This is a genomic window from Trujillonella endophytica (assembly GCF_900110555.1).
In the GTDB taxonomy this organism is placed as follows: domain Bacteria; phylum Actinomycetota; class Actinomycetes; order Mycobacteriales; family Geodermatophilaceae; genus Trujillonella; species Trujillonella endophytica.
Genome location: NZ_FOEE01000008.1, coordinates 126,961 through 144,813, shown reverse-complemented (window position 1 = coordinate 144,813; position 17,853 = coordinate 126,961). Strand labels below are relative to the sequence as shown.

The 17,853-nt window shown below is 74.0% G+C and carries 15 protein-coding genes; 12 read left to right on the top strand and 3 right to left on the bottom strand.

All coding sequences use genetic code 11. The features are described from left to right. Nucleotides 1-172 precede the first annotated feature (172 nt). Nucleotides 173-1,279 carry an NAD(P)-dependent alcohol dehydrogenase gene (locus tag BMY88_RS13970; protein ID WP_091944363.1) on the bottom strand — a complete coding sequence of 369 codons (1,107 nt, stop codon included), beginning with the start codon at nt 1,277-1,279 and terminating at the stop codon, nt 173-175. 60 nt (nt 1,280-1,339) lie between these two features. On the opposite strand from BMY88_RS13970, the gene BMY88_RS13965 reads away from it, so the two are divergent. After that, the gene (locus BMY88_RS13965; protein WP_091944360.1) at nt 1,340-2,800 is read left to right on the top strand and encodes an aldehyde dehydrogenase family protein; all 1,461 of its coding nucleotides are present in this window, start codon (nt 1,340-1,342) and stop codon (nt 2,798-2,800) included. Between the two features lie 69 nt (nt 2,801-2,869). Continuing rightward, on the top strand, nt 2,870-5,083 hold the full coding sequence (locus BMY88_RS13960; RefSeq protein WP_091944357.1) for a cytochrome P450/oxidoreductase: 2,214 nt from the start codon (nt 2,870-2,872) through the stop codon (nt 5,081-5,083). A 109-nt stretch (nt 5,084-5,192) separates the two neighbouring features. Here the strand turns inward: BMY88_RS13960 and BMY88_RS13955 are convergent, their stop codons facing one another. Further along, nucleotides 5,193-6,302 (bottom strand): acetamidase/formamidase family protein, encoded by a 1,110-nt coding sequence (locus tag BMY88_RS13955; RefSeq protein ID WP_091944354.1) that lies wholly within the window; start codon nt 6,300-6,302, stop codon nt 5,193-5,195. A 171-nt stretch (nt 6,303-6,473) separates the two neighbouring features. Between BMY88_RS13955 and BMY88_RS13950 the strand changes: the two genes are divergently transcribed. From BMY88_RS13950 to BMY88_RS13910, 10 genes are all read left to right on the top strand, one after another. Beyond that, on the top strand, nt 6,474-7,397 hold the full coding sequence (locus tag BMY88_RS13950) for a metal ABC transporter solute-binding protein, Zn/Mn family (protein WP_211435648.1): 924 nt from the start codon (nt 6,474-6,476) through the stop codon (nt 7,395-7,397). Then, nucleotides 7,394-8,188 carry a metal ABC transporter ATP-binding protein gene (locus BMY88_RS13945; RefSeq protein ID WP_091944351.1) on the top strand — a complete coding sequence of 265 codons (795 nt, stop codon included), beginning with the start codon at nt 7,394-7,396 and terminating at the stop codon, nt 8,186-8,188. The genes BMY88_RS13950 and BMY88_RS13945 overlap by 4 nt, the downstream gene beginning before the upstream one ends. After that, nucleotides 8,185-9,111, top strand: coding sequence for a metal ABC transporter permease (locus BMY88_RS13940; protein WP_211435647.1), 927 nt, complete (start codon nt 8,185-8,187; stop codon nt 9,109-9,111). The genes BMY88_RS13945 and BMY88_RS13940 overlap by 4 nt, the downstream gene beginning before the upstream one ends. 79 nt (nt 9,112-9,190) lie before the next feature. After that, nucleotides 9,191-9,331 carry a hypothetical protein gene (locus tag BMY88_RS23875; protein WP_170861107.1) on the top strand — a complete coding sequence of 47 codons (141 nt, stop codon included), beginning with the start codon at nt 9,191-9,193 and terminating at the stop codon, nt 9,329-9,331. A gap of 203 nt (nt 9,332-9,534) precedes the next feature. Next, complete coding sequence (locus BMY88_RS13935) at nt 9,535-10,182, top strand: TetR/AcrR family transcriptional regulator (RefSeq protein WP_091944348.1); 648 nt, start codon at nt 9,535-9,537, stop codon at nt 10,180-10,182. A gap of 57 nt (nt 10,183-10,239) precedes the next feature. Further along, entirely contained in the window at nt 10,240-10,665 is a 426-nt protein-coding gene (locus BMY88_RS13930; RefSeq protein WP_091944345.1) for a hypothetical protein, read from the top strand. Between the two features lie 165 nt (nt 10,666-10,830). Further along, a complete protein-coding gene (locus BMY88_RS13925) occupies nt 10,831-11,196 on the top strand; it encodes a LapA family protein (protein ID WP_244524690.1) in 366 nt (121 codons plus the stop codon). Nucleotides 11,197-11,479: 283 nt separating this feature from the next. Then, a complete protein-coding gene (locus tag BMY88_RS13920; RefSeq protein WP_091944339.1) occupies nt 11,480-13,324 on the top strand; it encodes an acyl-CoA dehydrogenase in 1,845 nt (614 codons plus the stop codon). A 116-nt stretch (nt 13,325-13,440) separates the two neighbouring features. Next, nucleotides 13,441-13,626 (top strand): hypothetical protein, encoded by a 186-nt coding sequence (locus tag BMY88_RS13915; protein WP_091944333.1) that lies wholly within the window; start codon nt 13,441-13,443, stop codon nt 13,624-13,626. A 95-nt stretch (nt 13,627-13,721) separates the two neighbouring features. After that, nucleotides 13,722-14,606: a 3-methyladenine DNA glycosylase gene (locus BMY88_RS13910; protein WP_091944331.1), complete on the top strand. Its 885-nt coding sequence runs from the start codon at nt 13,722-13,724 to the stop codon at nt 14,604-14,606. A gap of 42 nt (nt 14,607-14,648) precedes the next feature. Here the strand turns inward: BMY88_RS13910 and BMY88_RS13905 are convergent, their stop codons facing one another. Continuing rightward, a complete protein-coding gene (locus BMY88_RS13905; protein ID WP_091944328.1) occupies nt 14,649-17,744 on the bottom strand; it encodes a glycosyltransferase family 2 protein in 3,096 nt (1,031 codons plus the stop codon). Nucleotides 17,745-17,853 lie beyond the last annotated feature (109 nt).

Genomic DNA, 17,853 nt, shown 5'->3' with positions numbered 1-17,853 from the left:
ATGTGGACCGGTGCGGTCACTGTTGTCGGGCCGGTGCGGCGCTGTCAACGGTCCGGTGGAGCCCGTTACGGAATCAACGTGGTCGTAACACGGCAGAGCTCCGGAGTGGCGCCCGTCACGCACGCAGCGTGACGGCCGTCACGCGGCATGCGGCGCGCCACTCCGGACGAGCTCAGGCGTCGAAGGTCAGGACCGCCTTGCCCACCCGACCGGCACGGACGTCGTCCAGGGCGCGGTTGACCTCCGCGAACGGGTAGTGGGTGAGCAGCCCGTCCACGGGGAACCGCCCGGCCCGGTGCAGCTCCACCAGTCGGGGCAGGAACTCCTCCGGCACGCTGGCACCGGCGGTGATGCCGACGACCGACCGGCCGGTCGACAGGATCGAGCGCCACTCGAACGACATCTCGGCGCTGGCACCCACGCCGATCACGCCGCAGACGCCCAGCGGGGCCAGCGACTCGACCGCGGCGCGCAGCACGTCGGCCCGGCCGGTCGTGTCGAGGCTGTACTGCAGCCCGCCCGGGACCTCGGCGCGCACCCGCTCCGCCAGGTCCGGCTCGGCCGCCGACACGGCGTGCGTGGCCCCCAGCGCCCGGGCCTGCTCGAGCTTCGCGGGGTTCACGTCGACCGCGACGATCGTCGTGCAGCCCGCCTCGACGGCCCCGAGGATGGCAGCCGCGCCCACGGCGCCGGCACCGAAGACGGCGATCGAGCTGCCCGGCGCGGGGCGCAGCACGTTGAGCACCCCGCCCGCTCCGGTCTGGAACCCGCAGCCGAACGGCCCGACCACCCGCAGGTCGGTGCCCTCCGGGACCTTGACGACGCTGCCGCGGCGGGCGAGGACATGGGTGGCGAACGAGGACTGGCCGAGGAAGTGGCCATGCACCGGCTGCCCGTCCTGCGACAGGGCCGTGCTGCCGTCGGGCCGGGTGCCGATGAAGTTGTACTGCCAGAAGTTCTCGCAGTACGCCATCGCCTGCTGCGAGCAGGGACCGCACTCGCCGCAGAAGGCGAAGGTCAGGGCCACCGGGTCCCCGACCGCGAGGTCGGTCACGCCCTCGCCCACCTGCTCGACGATGCCGGCGCCCTCGTGCCCGAGCACGACGGGCGGGGTCATCATGGAGCGGAATTCCAGATCGGTGCCGCAGATGCCGGTGCTCACCAGGCGCACCACCACCTCGCCGGCCCGGGGTGGGGCGAGTTCGAGCTGGACGAGCTCCAGGGGCCCTGCGGGGTCGCGCAGGACGGCGGCGGTCACGGCAGTGGGTCGACCGGTCATGCGTGTCACGTTACGAGAGAGCGTCTTGACTGACGAGATGGTCGCGCCCACGATCTCGGCATGACGACGTCCGTGTTCGAGGGCCTCCAGTTCATCGACGGGGCCTGGACGCCCGCCGCCGACGGAGGCCGGCTCGACCTCGTCGACCCCGCCACCGGGCGGCCGTTCGCCGCGGTCGCCCGGGGCAGCGCCGCCGACGTGGACGCCGCGGTCGCCGCGGCCCGCCGCGCGGCGCCGGCCTGGGCGGCCACCAACCCGACCGACCGCGGCGCCCTGCTGTCCCGGTGGTCGCAGCTGGTCTTCGCCAACGCCGAGCGGCTGGCGGGCCTGGAGGCCCAGGACGTCGGCAAGCCGCTGTCGGGCGGGCGGACCAACGCCTTCATCGCCGGCGGCATCATCGGCTACTTCGGCGGCGCCGCCGACAAGCTGACCGGCGTCACGCTGCCGAGCCGGACGCCGGACTTCCACGGCTACACGCTGATGGAGCCGCTGGGCGTCTGCGCCGTCATCACCCCCTGGAACGTGCCCGCCGTCCTCACCGCGGCCAACGCCGCTCCCGCGCTGGCCGCGGGCAACGCCGTCGTCCTGAAGCCGTCCGAGGTCGCCCCCCTGGTCGTGCTGGCCCTCGCGGAGCTGGCCGCCGAGGCCGGGATCCCGGCCGGCGTCCTCAACGTCGTGACCGGCGGCCCCGAGGCGGGCGCGGCGCTGTCGGGGCACGCCGACGTCGACCACCTCAGCTTCGTGGGCTCGACCGCGACGGGCCGCGCCATCATGCGGGCGGCGGCCGAGAACCTGGTCCCGGTGAAGCTGGAGCTGGGCGGGAAGTCGCCGAACCTGCTGTTCGCCGACGCCGACCTGGACGCCGCGATCCCGGCGATCGTCGGCTCGATCACCGAGAACGCCGGGCAGAACTGCTACGCCGGCTCCCGGCTGGTCGTCGAGGAGTCCATCGCCGACGAGGTCCGCGAGCGGGTCGTCGCGGCGATGCGCGCGGTCCGGATCGGCGCCTGGGACGAGGACCTGGACATGGGCCCGCTGGTCAACGCCACCCAGCGCGACCGCGTCCTCGGCTTCCTCGCCGAGCTGCCGGCCTCGGGCGCCCGCGTGCTCACCGGCGGCGGCGTCCCCGCCGACCGCGACGCCGGCTGGTACGTCGAGCCGACCGTGGTCGACGGCGTCTCGCCCGGGGACCGCATCGTCCGCGAGGAGGTGTTCGGGCCGGTGCTGGCGCTGCAGACCTTCCGCGGCGAGGCCGCGGCCCTGGAGCTGGCCAACCGCACCGACTTCGGGCTGCTGTCGTGCATCTGGACCTCCGACGTCTCGCGGGCCCTGCGCCTGGCCGCCGGCGTGCGCAGCGGCCAGGTCGCCGTGAACCAGTTCCACGACGCCGGCGTCATCGGCTTCCCGTTCAACATGCAGAAGGACAGCGGCTTCAGCCGCGGCGGCGGCTACGCCGCGATGCGCGAGTACACGCAGGAGAAGGCCGTCGCCATCCGCCTCCTGCCTCCGCGCGCCGTCTAGGCTCCCTCTTCCCGGTGGCGCGGCCGGGCAACACCGCGCGCTCCGCCTCGAGCCCCTCCGGAGCACGAGTTGACCCTCACCCCTCCCCGTCCCGACCTCGACGCCGCGCCGTTCGACCACCACTCCCCCGAGGCCAACGCCGACCCGGTGGCCTACTACCGCCGCTTCCGCGAGCAGCGCCCGGTCGGCTGGACCGAGGCGCACGACGGCTTCTGGTTCACCACCCGCCACGCCGACGTCGTCCGGATCGCCCGGGACGACGCGACCTTCTCCTCCGAGCGCGCGCCGGCCGGTGACCGCGGCATCTCGTTCGTCATCCCCTTCGGCCCCGGCCTGGAGCAGTACCCGATCGAGCTCGACCCGCCGCGGTCGACGCCCTACCGGGAGCTGGTCAACCCGCTGCTGTCCGCCGAGGCGGTGGAGGCGCTGAAGCCGATGATCGCCCGGCACACCACCGCGGCGATCGACGCGTTCATCGAGTCCGGCTCGGCGGACTTCGTCCGCGACCTCACCAACCCGGTGCCGGCCGCGGTGACGCTGGACTGGCTGGGCTTCCCGACCGACGACTGGAAGAAGCTCGCCGGCCCGGTGCACGACATCTTCGCCAGCGTCCCCGGCACCGAGCGGGCCCTGCGCGGGGTCGAGGGGCTGATGTACCTGGAGAGCCGCATCCGCGAGCTCATCGCGGCCCGGCGGGCGCAGCCGCGCGAGGACGCCGTCTCCGTGCTCGTGCACGCCGAGCACCCCGAGGGCCGGCCGTTCACCGAGCAGGAACTCGTCTCGGTGATGTACCTGCTGGTCGCGGGCGGCGTGGACACCACGACGTCGCTGACCGGGTCCACCCTCGTGTGGCTGTCGGAGCACCCGGACCAGCGGCAGCGGCTCATCGACGACCCGGACCTGCTGGACGTCGCCGTCGAGGAGTTCCTGCGGGTGTTCGCGCCGTCGCAGTCGATGGCCCGCACGCTGCTGGCCGACGCCGAGATCGGCGGCTGCCCGATGAAGGCCGGCCAGCGGGTGCTCATCCCGTGGGTGGCGGCCAACCACGACCCCGAGGTCTTCCCCGACCCGGAGACCGTGGTGCTCGACCGCAACCCGCAGCGGCACCTGGCCTTCGGCATCGGCTCCCACCGCTGCGCGGGCGCGCACCTGGCCCGCGCCATGTTCGGCGAGATGATGCGCCAGGTCCTCACCCGGCTGCCGGACTACCGCGTCCTCCCCGAGTCGCTCGTCCCCTATCCGACGCGGGGCAACCAGACCGGCTGGGACGCCATCCCCGCGCTGTTCCCCCCGGGGCCGCGACTGGGCTCGGCACCGGCCCCCACCCCGGTGGTGTCGCGCGAGCTCGAGGTGACCGAGGTGGCGACCGTCGCCACCGACGTCGTCGCGGTGACCCTCGCCGACCCCTCGGGCGCCGGCCTGCCGGCATGGACGCCCGGGGCCCACCTCGAGGTGCGGCTGCCCTCGGGCCGGCTGCGGCAGTACTCGCTGTGCGGCGAGCCCGGCGCCGACACCTGGACCGTCGCCGTCCTCCGCGAGCCGGCCGGCCGTGGCGGGTCCGTGGAGCTGCACGAGCTGGCCCGCAGCGGTGCCCGGCTGACCGTCCGCGGCCCGCGCAACCACTTCCCCCTGGTCGAGGCGCCGGATCACCTGCTGATAGCCGGCGGCATCGGCATCACGCCGATCCTCGCGATGGCCCGCGAGCTCGTGGCCCGCGGCGCCTCCGTGCGCGTGCTCTACGGCGGGCGGACGGCGGCGTCGATGGCGTTCGCCGAGGACCTCGTCGCGCTGGCCGGCGACGCGGTCCAGCTGCTGCCGCAGGACGTGCACGGCGTTCCGGACCTGGCCGCCGCCGTGGCGGCCGTCGGCCCCGGCACCGCGGTCTACTGCTGCGGCCCGGCGCCCATGATCGCCGCGGCGGAGGCCGCCTGCGCCGCGGCCGGGATCGGCGACCGGCTGCACGTCGAGCGGTTCACCGCGCCGGCGGAGGAGCTCGTCGTCGACACCTCGCGCGACGTCGCGTTCGACGTGCACCTCGCCCGCACCGGGACGACGGTGACCGTGCCGGCCGACCGGCGGATCGTCGAGGTGCTGCGCGACGTCGTCCCCACGCTGTCCTCGGACTGCGAGCAGGGCTACTGCGGGGCCTGCGAGACCAGGGTGCTGGCCGGGGAGCCGGAGCACCGGGACTCGGTGCTGACCGAGGAGGAGCGCGCCGCGGGCCGGTCGATGATGGTCTGCGTGGGCCGCGCGCGGACGCCGTCGCTCACGCTCGACCTCTAGCCGGCTCGGCCGCCGTACAGGCATAGGAAGCGATACCCACGTCCTGAGCGCCAGGACGTGGGTATCGCTTCCTATGCCTCGAGGGTGCGGAGCGGGAGCTCGCGGGACCTCAGAGGAAGATGTCGCGCCGGATCCCGCAGTGCGCGCCGAGCGTGCCGTCGACGACCTGGGTCACGCCCATGTCCATCGCCACCGAGCACAGCGAGTAGGCGTCGTCGGCCGACAGCCCGACCCGCCACCGCAGCAGCGCGATCATCTCCTCCACGGCCATCCGGGCGGCGGCGTCGAGGTCGGCGCCGAAGCCGTGGGTGTACCAGTGGGTGTCGGTCTCCAGCATGGGGGCGCGGAGCTGGAGGTCCTCCACCGCGGCCAGCCGGACGGTGGCGTTCGCCGAGGCCTCGATGGCGGTGCCGCAGACCTCGCCGTCGCCCTGGGCGAAGTGCGGGTCGCCCCAGTAGACGCCGGCACCCTCCTGGAACACCGGGTAGAAGACGGTGGCGCCCGGGCCGAAGCGCCAGTTGTCGACGTTCCCGCCGAAGACTCCCGGCGGGATGCTGGACAGGACCTCGCCGCCGCCGGGCTGCACGCCCATCAGGCCGAAGTGCGGCCGGACCGGCACCCGCACCGGCCGGCTGAACGGCTCCTCGATCCGGGCCGACGCCGGCGTCCGCCATCCCGGGACGTCGTAGAGGGCACGCGAGGTGAAGTCGTAGCCGAACAGCGGGCGGGCGACCGTGGGGAACTCCGTGGCCGGGGTGCCGTCGGAGTGGTCGAGCTCGTAGACGGTGACCCGCTCCTTGCCGTACGTGTCGTAGAGCAGGCCCCAGTTCGCGGCGCAGTTCGAGCCGTAGGGCACCCGCGGCGCCATCGATCCGATGCGGACGGCGACCGCGCCGCCCGGCCGCGCCCCGGCGACCGCCACTGGTCCGGTCAGCACGTGCACCCCCGGCCCGCGCTCCCCCTCGGGGATCGCCGCCCAGATCGCGTCGAGCCCGGCGTCCATCATCAGCTCCGGCGCGTCGCCGGCGTGGTGGCTCACCGCCTCCAGCGCGACGGCGTCACCCGAGGCGACCTCCAGCACGGGCTCGGCGGTCGGGTCGATGGCCCCCCAGCGCACCGTCGCGGGCGTCGCCGGGAGCGCGTGCCGCGAGGCGGCCGGGGCGGAGAAGGTGCGCTCGGCCTGCGGCGAGAGCGCCAGGAGGGAGGTGGCAGTGGTCATGGGGCGATCGCACCGCGCGGGCGTTACCGCACCGTTTCCCGCGGGTGACATGTCGTATTGCATCGCGGGACGGCGTAGTCGCGATGCGGGACGCTCGTGCGGCACTGTCGGAGCCCCGCCCATGGGCCATACTGATGCGCGACTGAGAACCATTCCCGAGCCAGGAGTCCCGTGCCCCCCGCCCGCACCACCGTCATCGCCCTCGCCGTCCTGGCCGGACTGGCCGGCTGCTCGGGCGGGGACGCCGGGCCGGTCACCGAGACCGGCGACCCGGCGAACTGCCCCGGCGAGGTGCTCGACGTCGTGGTCTCGGTCGCCCAGTGGGGCTCGATCGTCGACCAGCTCGGCGGCGACTGCACCACCGTCACGACCGTGCTCGGCTCCGGCGCGGGCGACCCGCACGACCACGAGGCCAGCACCGGGGACATCGCGGCCTTCGAGGAGGCCGACCTGGTGGTCTACAACGGCGCCGGCTACGACGGGTGGGCCGCCGACGCCGCCGCCGGGGTGTCGCCCCGCCCGGTCGTCCTCGACGTCGCCGAGCTCGCCGGCGTCGGGACCGGCGAGGACCCCCACCTCTGGTACGAGCCCGAGCTCGTGCCCCGGTTCGCGGACGCGGTGACCGCCGAGCTCGCGGAGCTCTCGCCCGACGCCGCCCCCTACCTGCAGCAACAGCGCCAGCTGTTCACCACCGAGCTGCAGCCCTACGTGGAAGCGCTGGCCCGGCTGCGCGACCTGTCCGCCGGGCGCACCTACGGGGCGACGGAACCGGTGTTCGACCGGACCGCCGCCGCGGTCGGCCTCGGCGACGCGACCCCCGCCGGCTACCGCGACGCCGTCGGCAACGAGGGCGAGCCCGCCCCCGGCGACCTGGCCGCGTTCGAGACCGCCCTGACCGAGGGCCGGATCGACGTCCTCGTCTACAACACCCAGACCGCGGGCAGCCTCCCCGAGCAGCTGCGGGACGCGGCCGAGGCGGCCGGTGTCCCCGTCGTGGAGGTCACGGAATCGGCGCCGGACGACGAGGGTTCCTTCGTCGAGTGGCAGGTGGACCAGCTGGACCGACTCTCCGACGCGCTCGCGGAGAGCGAGTGACCGACCCCGGGCTCCCTCCACCGGTGCTCGTGCTCGAGGACGTCAGCGTCGAGCGCGGCGGACGGACCGTCTGGTCACAGGGCACCCTGGCCGTGCCCGCCGGCGCTGTCGTCGGCGTGATCGGGCCCAACGGCGCGGGCAAGACGACGCTGTTCCAGGTGGCCCTGGGCCTGCTGCCGGTCTCCGCCGGGCGGGTCCGGGTGCTGGGCGCCGAGCCCCGCCGCGGCGACCGCCGGATCGGCTACGTGCCGCAGAACTACACCGCCGCCCTCGGCGACGCCATCCGCTGCCGCGACCTGGTCACCCTCGGGGTCACCGGCCACCGATTCGGGCTGCGCCGCATCTCCGCCGCCGACCGCGCGCGGGTCGACGAGGCGCTGCGCCGCGTCGGCGCCCTGGACTACGCCGACCGGCGGATGTCGGAGCTCTCCGGCGGCCAGCAGCAGCGGGTGGCCATCGCGCAGGCGATCGTGGACGACGCCGAGCTGCTCCTGCTCGACGAGCCGCTGGCCAACCTCGACCTGCGCAACCAGCAGGAGATCGTGACCCTGCTGGGGGAGCTCCGCCGCGAGCGCGCCGTGACCATCATGGTGGTGGCGCACGACCTCAACCCCCTGCTGCCGGTGCTCACCGACGCCGTGTACCTGCTCGACGGGCACCCGCACCACGACCCCATCGGCGACGTCGTGCAGGAGGATCTGCTCACCCACCTGTACGGCACCACCGTGCGGGTGGTGCGGACCGCACAGGGCGACCTGTTCACCCGCGCCATCGGGCCGGAGCCGCTGTGAGCGCCCTCGCCGCCGCCGTCCAGTTCCAGCCCGACTGGTGGTCGGTCCTGCAGACCGACTTCATGCGCAACGCGCTGATCGGCGGCTCGCTGGTCGCCGTGGCCGCCGGGCTGCTCGGCTACTTCGTGGTCACCCGCAGCAACGCCTTCGCCGCGCACGCCCTGGCCCACATCGGCTTCCCCGGCGCCACCGGCGCCATCCTGGTCGGCGCCCCGATCACCCTCGGCCTGGCGGTGTTCTGCGTCGGCGGCGGGCTGCTGATCGGGCTGCTCGGCAGACGCGTCGCCGAGCGGGAGATCGCCACCGGCACGGTGCTGGCCTTCGCGACCGGCCTCGGCGTGCTGTTCGGCTCCCTGGCCAGCGCGAACGCCAGCACGACCACCTCGGTGCTGTTCGGCAACCTGCTCGCGGTGTCCGACGACGAGCTCGTCGTGTTCGCGCTGTTCACCGCCGCGGTCGCGCTCGTGCTCGCGGTGATCGCCCGGCCGCTGGTGTTCGCCTCCATCGACCCCGCCGTCGCCGAGGCGCGCGGCGTGCCGGTGCGGGCGCTGGGCGTCGCCTTCGTCGTCCTGCTGGCCCTCACGATCACGATGGCCGTGCAGGTGGTGGGCACGCTGCTGCTGTTCGCGCTCGTCGTCACCCCGGCGGCCACCGGTCTGCGGCTGACCGCCCGGCCGGGGCGCGTCGCCGCGATCGCCGTGGGCATCGCCCTGCTGTCGGTGTGGACCGGGCTGGTCCTCGCGGCGATGTTCGACCTCCCGCCCAGCTTCGTCATCGTCACCACCTCGGTGCTGATCTGGGTCGGCGTGCTCGCCGGGACCCGTCGTCCGCGGCGGGCACACCTGGCTCCCGCGCACCCCGGCGGGCACGACGGATCCGGCCGCGCGAGGACGCCCACGGCAGGCTCCGCACTCACCTTGTGAGCGAGATCTCAGGATCTCGACTGCATTCCACCCGCGTGGGGCTGTTTCCCGGCCACACCGGGCGGGGACGCTGTGGGGCATGCAGGACACGCAGAGCGATGCCCGAGTAGCAGCCGAGAACGTCGTGGAGCAGCTGGTCGACGAGGCCCAGGAGCAGCAGTCCTCCGCCGGCCCCGTCTCGCGGATGCTGGCCAACCCCCGCCGGGTCCGCCGCGCCTGACGGGCGCGCCCCACCCCGCGCACGCCAGGGCGCCGCAGCGTCCCCGCAGAGGGACGATGCGGCTACGCCGCGTCACACTCGCCCCACCGGCACCCGGAGCCCCGGCCCACCCGGGCGCCTCTCGTCACCCAGTGCAACCAACCTGGGGGTCGGCGCGGCGTGCCGCGAACTGCTCCGTCACGTCGCCGGGCACGATCCCGCATGTGACCGCAGCCGCTCTCTCCCTCGCCTCCGACGCCTCCGGCACCGACGGGTCCCCCGTCCGCCGCAGCCGTGCGGAGCGGCAGGCCATCGTCCTCGACACCGCCGAGCGGCTCTTCGCCGCCCGCAGCTCGCGCAGCGTCGGCATGGACGAACTGGTCCGGGAGACCGGCCTGGGCAAGATGACCGTCTACCGGCTCTTCAAGAGCAAGGACGAGCTCGTCGGCGCCTACCTCGCGCGCAAGGCGGCCACGGTCCTGGCCTCGGTCGACGCCGACCTCATGCGCCTCGAGGGTGACCCCCGCGCGGCACTGCTGGCCGTCGTCGACATCGTCGAGCGCGACGTCACCCGCGCCGGTTTCCGCGGCTGCCCGTTCACGAACGTCAGCAGTGAGTACGACGACCCGACGCACCCGGCCCGCAGCGCGGCCGCCGACTACAAGTTCGAGCTGCACGCCCGGCTCGAGCGCCTGGCGGACCGGCTCCTGCCGGGCACCGGCGAGGACCTGGCCGCGCAGATCCACCTGGTGATCGACGGCATGTATCTCTCCGGCGGCCTCCTCGGGCCCGACGGTCCGGCGTCGCACGGCCGCCAGCTCGCCGAGCGACTCATCGACGCCGCCCTGGTGGGGGCCCCCGTCCCCGCCTGATCCCCCGCGCCGCCGTCCGGACGAGCGATCGCGCCCGATCCGCCGCAGGATGCAGGGGTGGCCAGCGATCGCACCCGCCCCGACCTCGACGACACGACGGTGGAGGGCCTCGGCAAGCTCTCCGAGGCCCTGGAGACCATCGAGCAGGCGCGCGGCCAGCTGTACGCCTTCCACCAGCACTCCGGCAAGGCCGACCTCCTCCTGCAGGAGGCCGTGGAGCTGTTCCGCAAGGCCGGTCACACCGAGCTCGCCGACGACCTCGACCGCGACCTGGTGGGACGCAACGTCATCGCCGACCGCTGGACGTTCCAGATCGTCGAGGACTACGACGCGGACTACTGGTCCACCTTCCGCGCCTTCGACGAGCGCGCCCGCGGCGAGTTGTCCGACGGCGACCGGCACGTCTACGAGGCGCGGATGAAGCAGCGCGAGCGCACCGCGGGCCACCCGCGCCACGAGGCCGGACCCGCGCTGAGCGACTGACCGGCCGGTCCTCCGCGGGCACGCGTTGGCCCGAAGCCGGCCACATCGGCCGGCGGTGTGGCCGGTGGAGGGCCAGCGCCCGGGGGTGGAGACCGAGCCGGCGCCTCCCGGGCACCGCGCGTCCGCGGCCGTTTGACCTGGCGTCCGGCGGGCAGACTCGACGGCGTGACGACTCCTCCCCCGACCTCCGGCCCCTACCCGGGCGCGAGCCCCGGGGCGCCCCGGGCCCCGGGCATGCCGACGAGCGGCGGCCCGGCCCGGACGCCGGCGACGCCGACCGGCGGCCCGCCCGCACCCACCCACTCCACCGGCAGGACGATCGGCCGGACCCTCGCGCTGGCGCTGCTGGTCTTCGTGACGGTCGTGCTGGTGCTGTTCGTCGTCTTCAACACCGACAGCGTCGACTTCAGCCTGGTGTTCGCCGACGTCAACGCGCCACTGGTGCTCGGCCTGCTCATCGCCGCCGTCCTCGGGGCCCTCGTCTCCGCGCTGGCCGGCGCGGTGCTGCGCGCCCGGCGCCGCCACCGCTGACCCGCGACCCGCGGTCCCGCTGAACCGCGGACCCACCGACCGACCGACCGACCGACCCGCCGGCCCGGCCTCGGCGTCCGCGCCGAGGCCGCCCCCGCGCGCCGACGACCGCTGCCGGGCCGGTCAGCCCGCGCCCGCGCCCGCCTCCTCCCTCGTGGGGAGGGCGACCCCTCCGAGCGTGTCGGAATGCTCCGCCCTTGCCGTTGTTACCCACGAGTAATAGCGTTTGTTACCGGCGGGTACGGACCCGCCGACACGGCACGGAGTACGGGAGCCCACGAGCATGAGCCACTACACCGCGAACCTGCGGGACCTCGAGTTCAACCTCTTCGAGTTCCTCGACACCAAGGACCGGTTCGGCACCGGGCCGTTCGCCCAGATGGACGCGGAGACCGCGCGCGGCGTGCTCGCCGAGATCCGCCGGCTCGCCGAGGGTCCGATCGCGGAGTCGTTCACCGACGCCGACCGCAATCCCCCGGTCTTCGACCCCGCGACGAACTCCGTCGTCCTGCCCGAGTCGTTCAAGAAGTCCGTGCGGGCGCTGAACGACGGCGAGTGGTACCGCCTCGACCTGCCCGAGGAGCTCGGCGGCTTCGGCGCTCCCGTGCCGCTGCGCTGGGCGGCCTACGAGATGATCCTCGGCGCCAACCCGGCCGTCTTCATGTACGGCTCGGGCCCGAGCTTCGCCACGGTCCTCGACGAGGTGGGCAACGCGGAGCAGAAGAAGCTCGCGCAGCTGATGATCGACCGCCAGTGGGGCGCCACGATGGTGCTCACCGAGCCCGACGCCGGCTCCGACGTCGGCGCCGGCCGGACCAAGGCCGTGGAGCAGCCCGACGGCTCGTGGCACATCGAGGGCGTGAAGCGGTTCATCACCTCGGCCGAGCACGACCTCTCGGACAACATCATCCACCTGGTGCTGGCCCGCCCCGAGGGCGCGAAGCCGGGCACCAAGGGCCTGTCCCTGTTCGTCGTCCCCAAGTTCCACGTCGACGTCGAGACCGGCGAGCTGGGCGAGCGCAACGGCGTCTACGTGACCAACGTCGAGAAGAAGATGGGCCTGAAGGTCTCCACGACCTGCGAGGTCACGTTCGGCGACGGGCCGGTGCCCGCCAAGGGCTGGCTGGTCGGCGACGTGCACGACGGCATCGCCCAGATGTTCAAGATCATCGAGTACGCCCGCATGTTCGTCGGCACCAAGGCGATCGCCACCCTGTCGGCCGGCTACCAGGTCGCCCTCGACTACGCCAAGAACCGCGTGCAGGGCGCCGACCTGGCGGCCACCGCCAAGGACGCCCCCCGGGTGACCATCACCCACCACCCCGACGTCCGCCGCTCGCTGATGCTGCAGAAGTCCTACGCCGAGGGCATGCGGGCGTTGTACCTGTACGCGGCGAGCTTCCGCGACCAGGTCATGGAGGCCCAGGCCGCCGGCCAGGGCGACGGCGAGGAGGCGCAGCTCGCCGAGCGCGTCAACGACCTGCTGCTGCCGATCGTGAAGGGCTTCGGCTCCGAGCGGGCAACCCAGCTGCTCACCGCCGAGTCGCTGCAGACCCTCGGGGGCTCGGGCTTCCTGCAGGACTACCCGATCGAGCAGTACATCCGGGATTCCAAGATCGACACCCTCTACGAGGGGACGACGGCGATCCAGGGCCAGGACTTCTTCTTCCGCAAGATCGTCAAGGACGGCGGGGTCGCCCTGACCTGGCTGGCCGGCCAGATCCAGGCCACCATCGACGCGGAGACGGGCAACGGCCGGCTCAAGGAGGAGCGGGCCCACCTCAAGACCGCGCTCGGCGAGGTCCAGGCCATGCTCACGGCGATGTTCGGTCACCTGACCGCCTCCCAGGAGGACATGACCAACGTCTACAAGATCGGTCAGAACTCCTCCCGGCTGCTGCTGGCCGTCGGCGACCTGGTGACCGCCTGGCTGCTGATCCGGCAGTCCGAGGTGGCCCTGGCCGCCCTGGCCGGCGAGGTCGCCGAGCGCGACCGGCACTTCTACGAGGGCAAGCTGGCCGCCACGCGCTTCTTCGCCACCCAGGTGCTGCCGCACCTGTCCGGCGAGCGGGCCATCGTCGAGGCGACCGACAACTCCCTCATGGAGGTCGACGAGGCCGCCTTCTGAGGCGTCTCCAGCACGTCGCCGGCGGCCGTCTCCCCTCGCGGGGAGGCGGCCGCCGCCGTGTGTGCGGACTCCCGGGGCGGGCATGGACGGTCCAGCACCCCACAGGAGGAGACGACGTGAGCGAGTCCCCGAGCACCGGCTACGGCGAGTCCCCGGACACCGCCGACAGCAGCGAGAACCTGATCGACGGGAAGACCGGCGACAACCCGAGCGACCGCGGGGAGCGGGACACCACCCTGACCACCGACGACGAGGCGCAGCGCGACGAGTCGGTGGTCCGCGGGGGCAACGACGCGTCCTGATCCGCCCCGGTGATGTGCGCGGAAGGCGCGTCCGATCCCGAGGATCCCGCCGCCCGCGCACATCGCCCCGGCGCCGCGCTGCCTACGCTCGACCCGTGCCCGAATCCCTCCCGCCGGCCGAGTGGCGGCACCGCGCCGCGCGCCACGCCGACCGCGCCGACGCCCTCACCGCGGGCCACCGGGACCGCCGGGCCGGCGGCGAGAAGCACGCCGTCGAGGACTTCCTCTACACCTACTACGACACCCGCCCGGCGCTGCTGCGCCGCTGGCACCCGGGCGTGGGGGTGGCGCTGCTGCCCGACGCCGGGACGCCCGCCCCGCACGGCGGCGGCCGCTGGTACGCCGGCGCGCCGGACGGCACCGTGGCGCTGGACGCCTCCGCCTTCCTCGCCGACCGCGGCGACACCGTCCGCTTCGTCGCCGACCTGCTCGCCGCCACCGCGGGGCGGCCCGCGTTCACCGGCTGCTTCGGCCTGCACGAGTGGGCGATGGTCTACCGGGCCGACGACCGGCGCCACGCCCTGCCGCTGCGGCTCGGGCAGGCGGGCACGGACGCCGTCGTCGAGTCCCACCCCGTCCGGTGCAGCCACTACGACGCCTTCCGGTTCTTCACCCCCGCGGCGGCGGGGCGCAACGCGCTGCAGCCCACCCGGGCCACCCAGGTCGAGCTGGAGCAGCCAGGCTGCCTGCACGCCGGCATGGACCTGCACAAGTGGTCGCTGAAGCTGGGCCCCGCGGTGCCCGGCGAGCTGGCGCTGGACTGCTTCGCCCTCGCCCTCGACGTCCGGCTGCTGGACATGCAGGCGTCCCCGTACGACCTGAGTGCCTACGGCCGGCCGGCGGTGGCGGTCGAGACGCCGGAGGGCAAGGCCGAGTACGTGCGCAGGCAGCGGGCGCTCGCCGACCGGGCCGCGGGCCTGCGCGGGCGCCTGCTCGACGTCTGCGCCGGTCTGCTGGAGAGCCTGCCGACGCCGTCGTGACCGGCGGGGGCACCGGCGGGTGCGCGGGGCTCGCGCGGCGGATCAGCCGCCCGCCGGGGTGGCCTCCACGACCGGGCGGTTCCCGCTCGGCGCGGGGGCCGGGAGGCCGAGGAAGTACCCCTGCCCCAGGGGGACGCCACAGGACCGGAGGGCGTCCCGCTCGGACTCGGTCTCCACGCCGGAGGCGATCACCTGGCATCCGCGCTCCTCGGCGAACGACACGAGGGCGCTGAGGAGGGCCCGTCGTGCCGCGTCGTCCTCGATGCCGGCGGTCGTCTCCCGGCCGAGCTTGAGGAAGGCGGGCCGGTGCTCCTCGATCGCGCTGAAGCTCCCGTACCCGACCAGCGGGTCCTCGAGCGCCGCCCGCACGCCGACCGGCACGTCGGCGGGCGCGAGCCCGCGCCCCTCGGCCCACGGGCCGGACTCGAGCACCACCGGCGCGGTCGCCTGGCCGAGGATCGAGAACAGCATCCGCCGGGCGTCCCACAGGGCGCCCGACACGTTCACCGACACCCAGGCCCCCTCGGGCAGGGAGGCGGCCGCGGCGAGCGAGGCGCGCATCATCGCGCCGTCGAGGTCCACGCCGACCCCGCGGTAGGTGGCGGCGTCGAGCCGGTCCTGCGGCGACCGGCCGTCGGCGAACCGGCACAGCGCCTCGTAGCCCACCGGCTCGCCGTCCGCCAGGTCGACGATGGGCTGGAAGACGGTGAAGAAGATGAAATCGCGGAAGGTGGCCACGACGGCGCTGTCGTCGCGGGCCGGCAGCGCCGCCGCGGCGCGGTGCTGCCCGACGGCCGGGGTCGCGGCCGCGCCGTCCCCGTCACCGGTGCCGGTGCCGGTGCCGGTGCCGGTGCCGGGGAGGCCGTACTGCAGCACCGAGGCCCAGTCCGGCGCCGGGGCGGGTGCCGCCGCCCCGCTCACCACGGCCGCGCGCCGGCCCGAGGACCGCCGGGCCCGGCGGGTGCGCCGGGCACGCTGCGCGTCCACCGGGGGGAACAGCCAGTCGCGCAGGTGCACCCACAGGTCGACGGCGCTGTTGCCCAGCCCCACGAACGCGATCATGGCGTAGCTGGTCAGCACGCCGTTGAGCAGCGCGAAGACCAGGTGCGACCAGCGCTGGCCCTGGATGTCGACGACGACGGCGTAGACGCACAGCCCGATCAGCGCGAGCGGGGCGAGGATGAACACCGCCCCCGCCGTCGTCCGGTCGCGGATCTTCGGGGTGCGCTTGAAGGCGCTCTTCTCCCCGGTGATCAGCTGGAGCACCGAGGCGAAGGAGCCGGACAGGTTGACCGGGAGCAGGACCAGGTTGAACCCGTAGATCCGCAGCACGTCGGTCCGCCGGTAGCCGGTGGCGCGCAGGTCACCCGCCATCACCAGGAAGTACGGGATCGAGACGAGCAGCAGCAGCGGGTTGAGCAGCGCGGAGTTGAACGGGTAGACGAGCATCGTCAGCAGGCAGACCGAGCTCCACGCGATGGACGCCATGTAGTTGACGCGCAGGAAGAGCTCGCCGAAGCGGTTGCGCTCGCCGCGCGCCCGGCGGGCCCGCACCTGCTCGCGCAGCTTCGGCAGGATCAGCAGGCCGCCGTTGGCCCAGCGCTGGCGCTGGATGCACAGGGAGCCGAAGTCCGGCGGGGTCGCCGAGTAGGCCAGCCGCTCCGGGTAGTTGACCAGCTCCCAGCCGTGCACGCCCAGGTCGATCGTCGACTCGGTGTCCTCGATGACCGTGCGGTCCTGGATGTAGCGCCGGATCTCGAAGTCCCCGTCATAGTCGATCTCGACGATGTCGTCGAGCGCCTTCTTGCGCAGGACGGCGTTGGCACCGACCCAGAAGGTGGCGTCGTACTGGGTCATCCCCTGGTGGACGATGTGCTGCAGGTCGGTCGAGGCCCCCGAGATGCGCTCGAGGCGCGTCGCCGCTCCCGGGAACGAGCTGTACGGGGTCTGCGCGACGGCGACCCGCGCGTGCGCGCTCTGCTCGAGCAGGTGCACCATCCGCGCCGCGTACTCGGGCAGCAGCATGCTGTCGGCGTCCAGGGTGAGCACGAACGCCGGATCGGCGACCACCAGGTCGGCGGCGCGCACCGAGGACGGGACCAGCGCCCGCCCCATCGGCGTCTCCACCTCCTGGAAGCTGCCGCCCATGAGCCCCATGTAGCTGTTGAGGTTCATCGCCTTGTTCGGCTCGTGCGACAGCGACCGGTAGCGCTTGCGCTCGAAGCTCGTGACCCGGGCCGAGAAGGTGGACACCAGCCGGCGGTGGAGCTGCTGCAGGCGCTCGGCCGGCAGCACGATGCCCTCCTCGGCGCCGGCGGCCAGGGCCTCGCCGACGGTGGCGAGGTCCGCGGCCAGGGCGCCGAGCACGTGCTCGGTGAAGAAGACGTCGGTGTGGTCGATCACGACGTGGCGGGCGGCCAGGTCGTGCAGCCACTCCACCGCGAACCGGTAGTGGCCGGCCAGCTCGCGGATGTCCTCGGTCGTGGCGGCGCGCCCCGACCCGTCGTCGACCGCGCGCCGGAAGGCGTCCCGGGCGGCGCGGAAGCGGCTCGCCGGAACCGCCAGCTCGCGCTCGATGATGCCGGGGAGGGCCCGCGCGTCGGCCAGCAGCGAGCGGGCCCTCGCCGTCGTCGGGTCCTGCGGGTCGTCGATGAGCAGGACGACGTCCAGCTCGGGGTACTCCTGGAGCGCGGCGGACAGCAGCGTCGTCCGGATGACCCGCTCGTCCTCCTGGTACGAGGGGACCAGCACGGTCATCGGGGCGGCCGGGGAGTCGAAGAAGGCGTCGAGGACGACGCGGGGGGCCCGGGTGTGGGCGCGGCTGCGGTAGAAGAAGCCGATCCGGGTGATCAGGTAGGCCATCGCCGAGGTGGCCAGCCCGGTCACCAGCAGCAGGTAGACGATCGCCTCGATCACCAGGCGCGCGCTGTCGGCCTTGCCCTCGATGAACTGCTGCTCGATCGTGAAGGCGACGTAGACGGCCCACGTGGTGACGGTGAGCACGATCGCCATCCGGCCGATCGCCATCCGGCCGTCGGAGACCCGCGGCGGCACCAGCGGGAGCGGCTCACGGCGACGATCGCTGCCCCACTGCCGCCTCGTGGCCGGCCCGCGCAGGTCGGGGGTGTCGCGTCGCATCGGGATCCGCCTTCGTGTTCGCCGCATGGGAGGGCGGAAGGAAGCAGACCCGGCCCCGGACGACCTTCCGTCATCGCGGCGCCGTTCCCGAGCGCGCGGGACCGGCGAT

Bases quoted from the DNA above. Each gene is read 5' to 3' on its own strand.
- BMY88_RS13905 (WP_091944328.1), bottom strand. From the start codon at position 17,744: ATGCGACGCGACACCCCCGACCTGCGCGGGCCGGCCACGAGGCGGCAG.
- BMY88_RS13970 (WP_091944363.1), bottom strand. From the start codon at position 1,279: ATGACCGGTCGACCCACTGCCGTGACCGCCGCCGTCCTGCGCGACCCC.
- BMY88_RS23875 (WP_170861107.1), top strand. From the start codon at position 9,191: ATGCAGGACACGCAGAGCGATGCCCGAGTAGCAGCCGAGAACGTCGTG.
- BMY88_RS13955 (WP_091944354.1), bottom strand. From the start codon at position 6,302: ATGACCACTGCCACCTCCCTCCTGGCGCTCTCGCCGCAGGCCGAGCGC.
- BMY88_RS13920 (WP_091944339.1), top strand. From the start codon at position 11,480: ATGAGCCACTACACCGCGAACCTGCGGGACCTCGAGTTCAACCTCTTC.
- BMY88_RS13965 (WP_091944360.1), top strand. From the start codon at position 1,340: ATGACGACGTCCGTGTTCGAGGGCCTCCAGTTCATCGACGGGGCCTGG.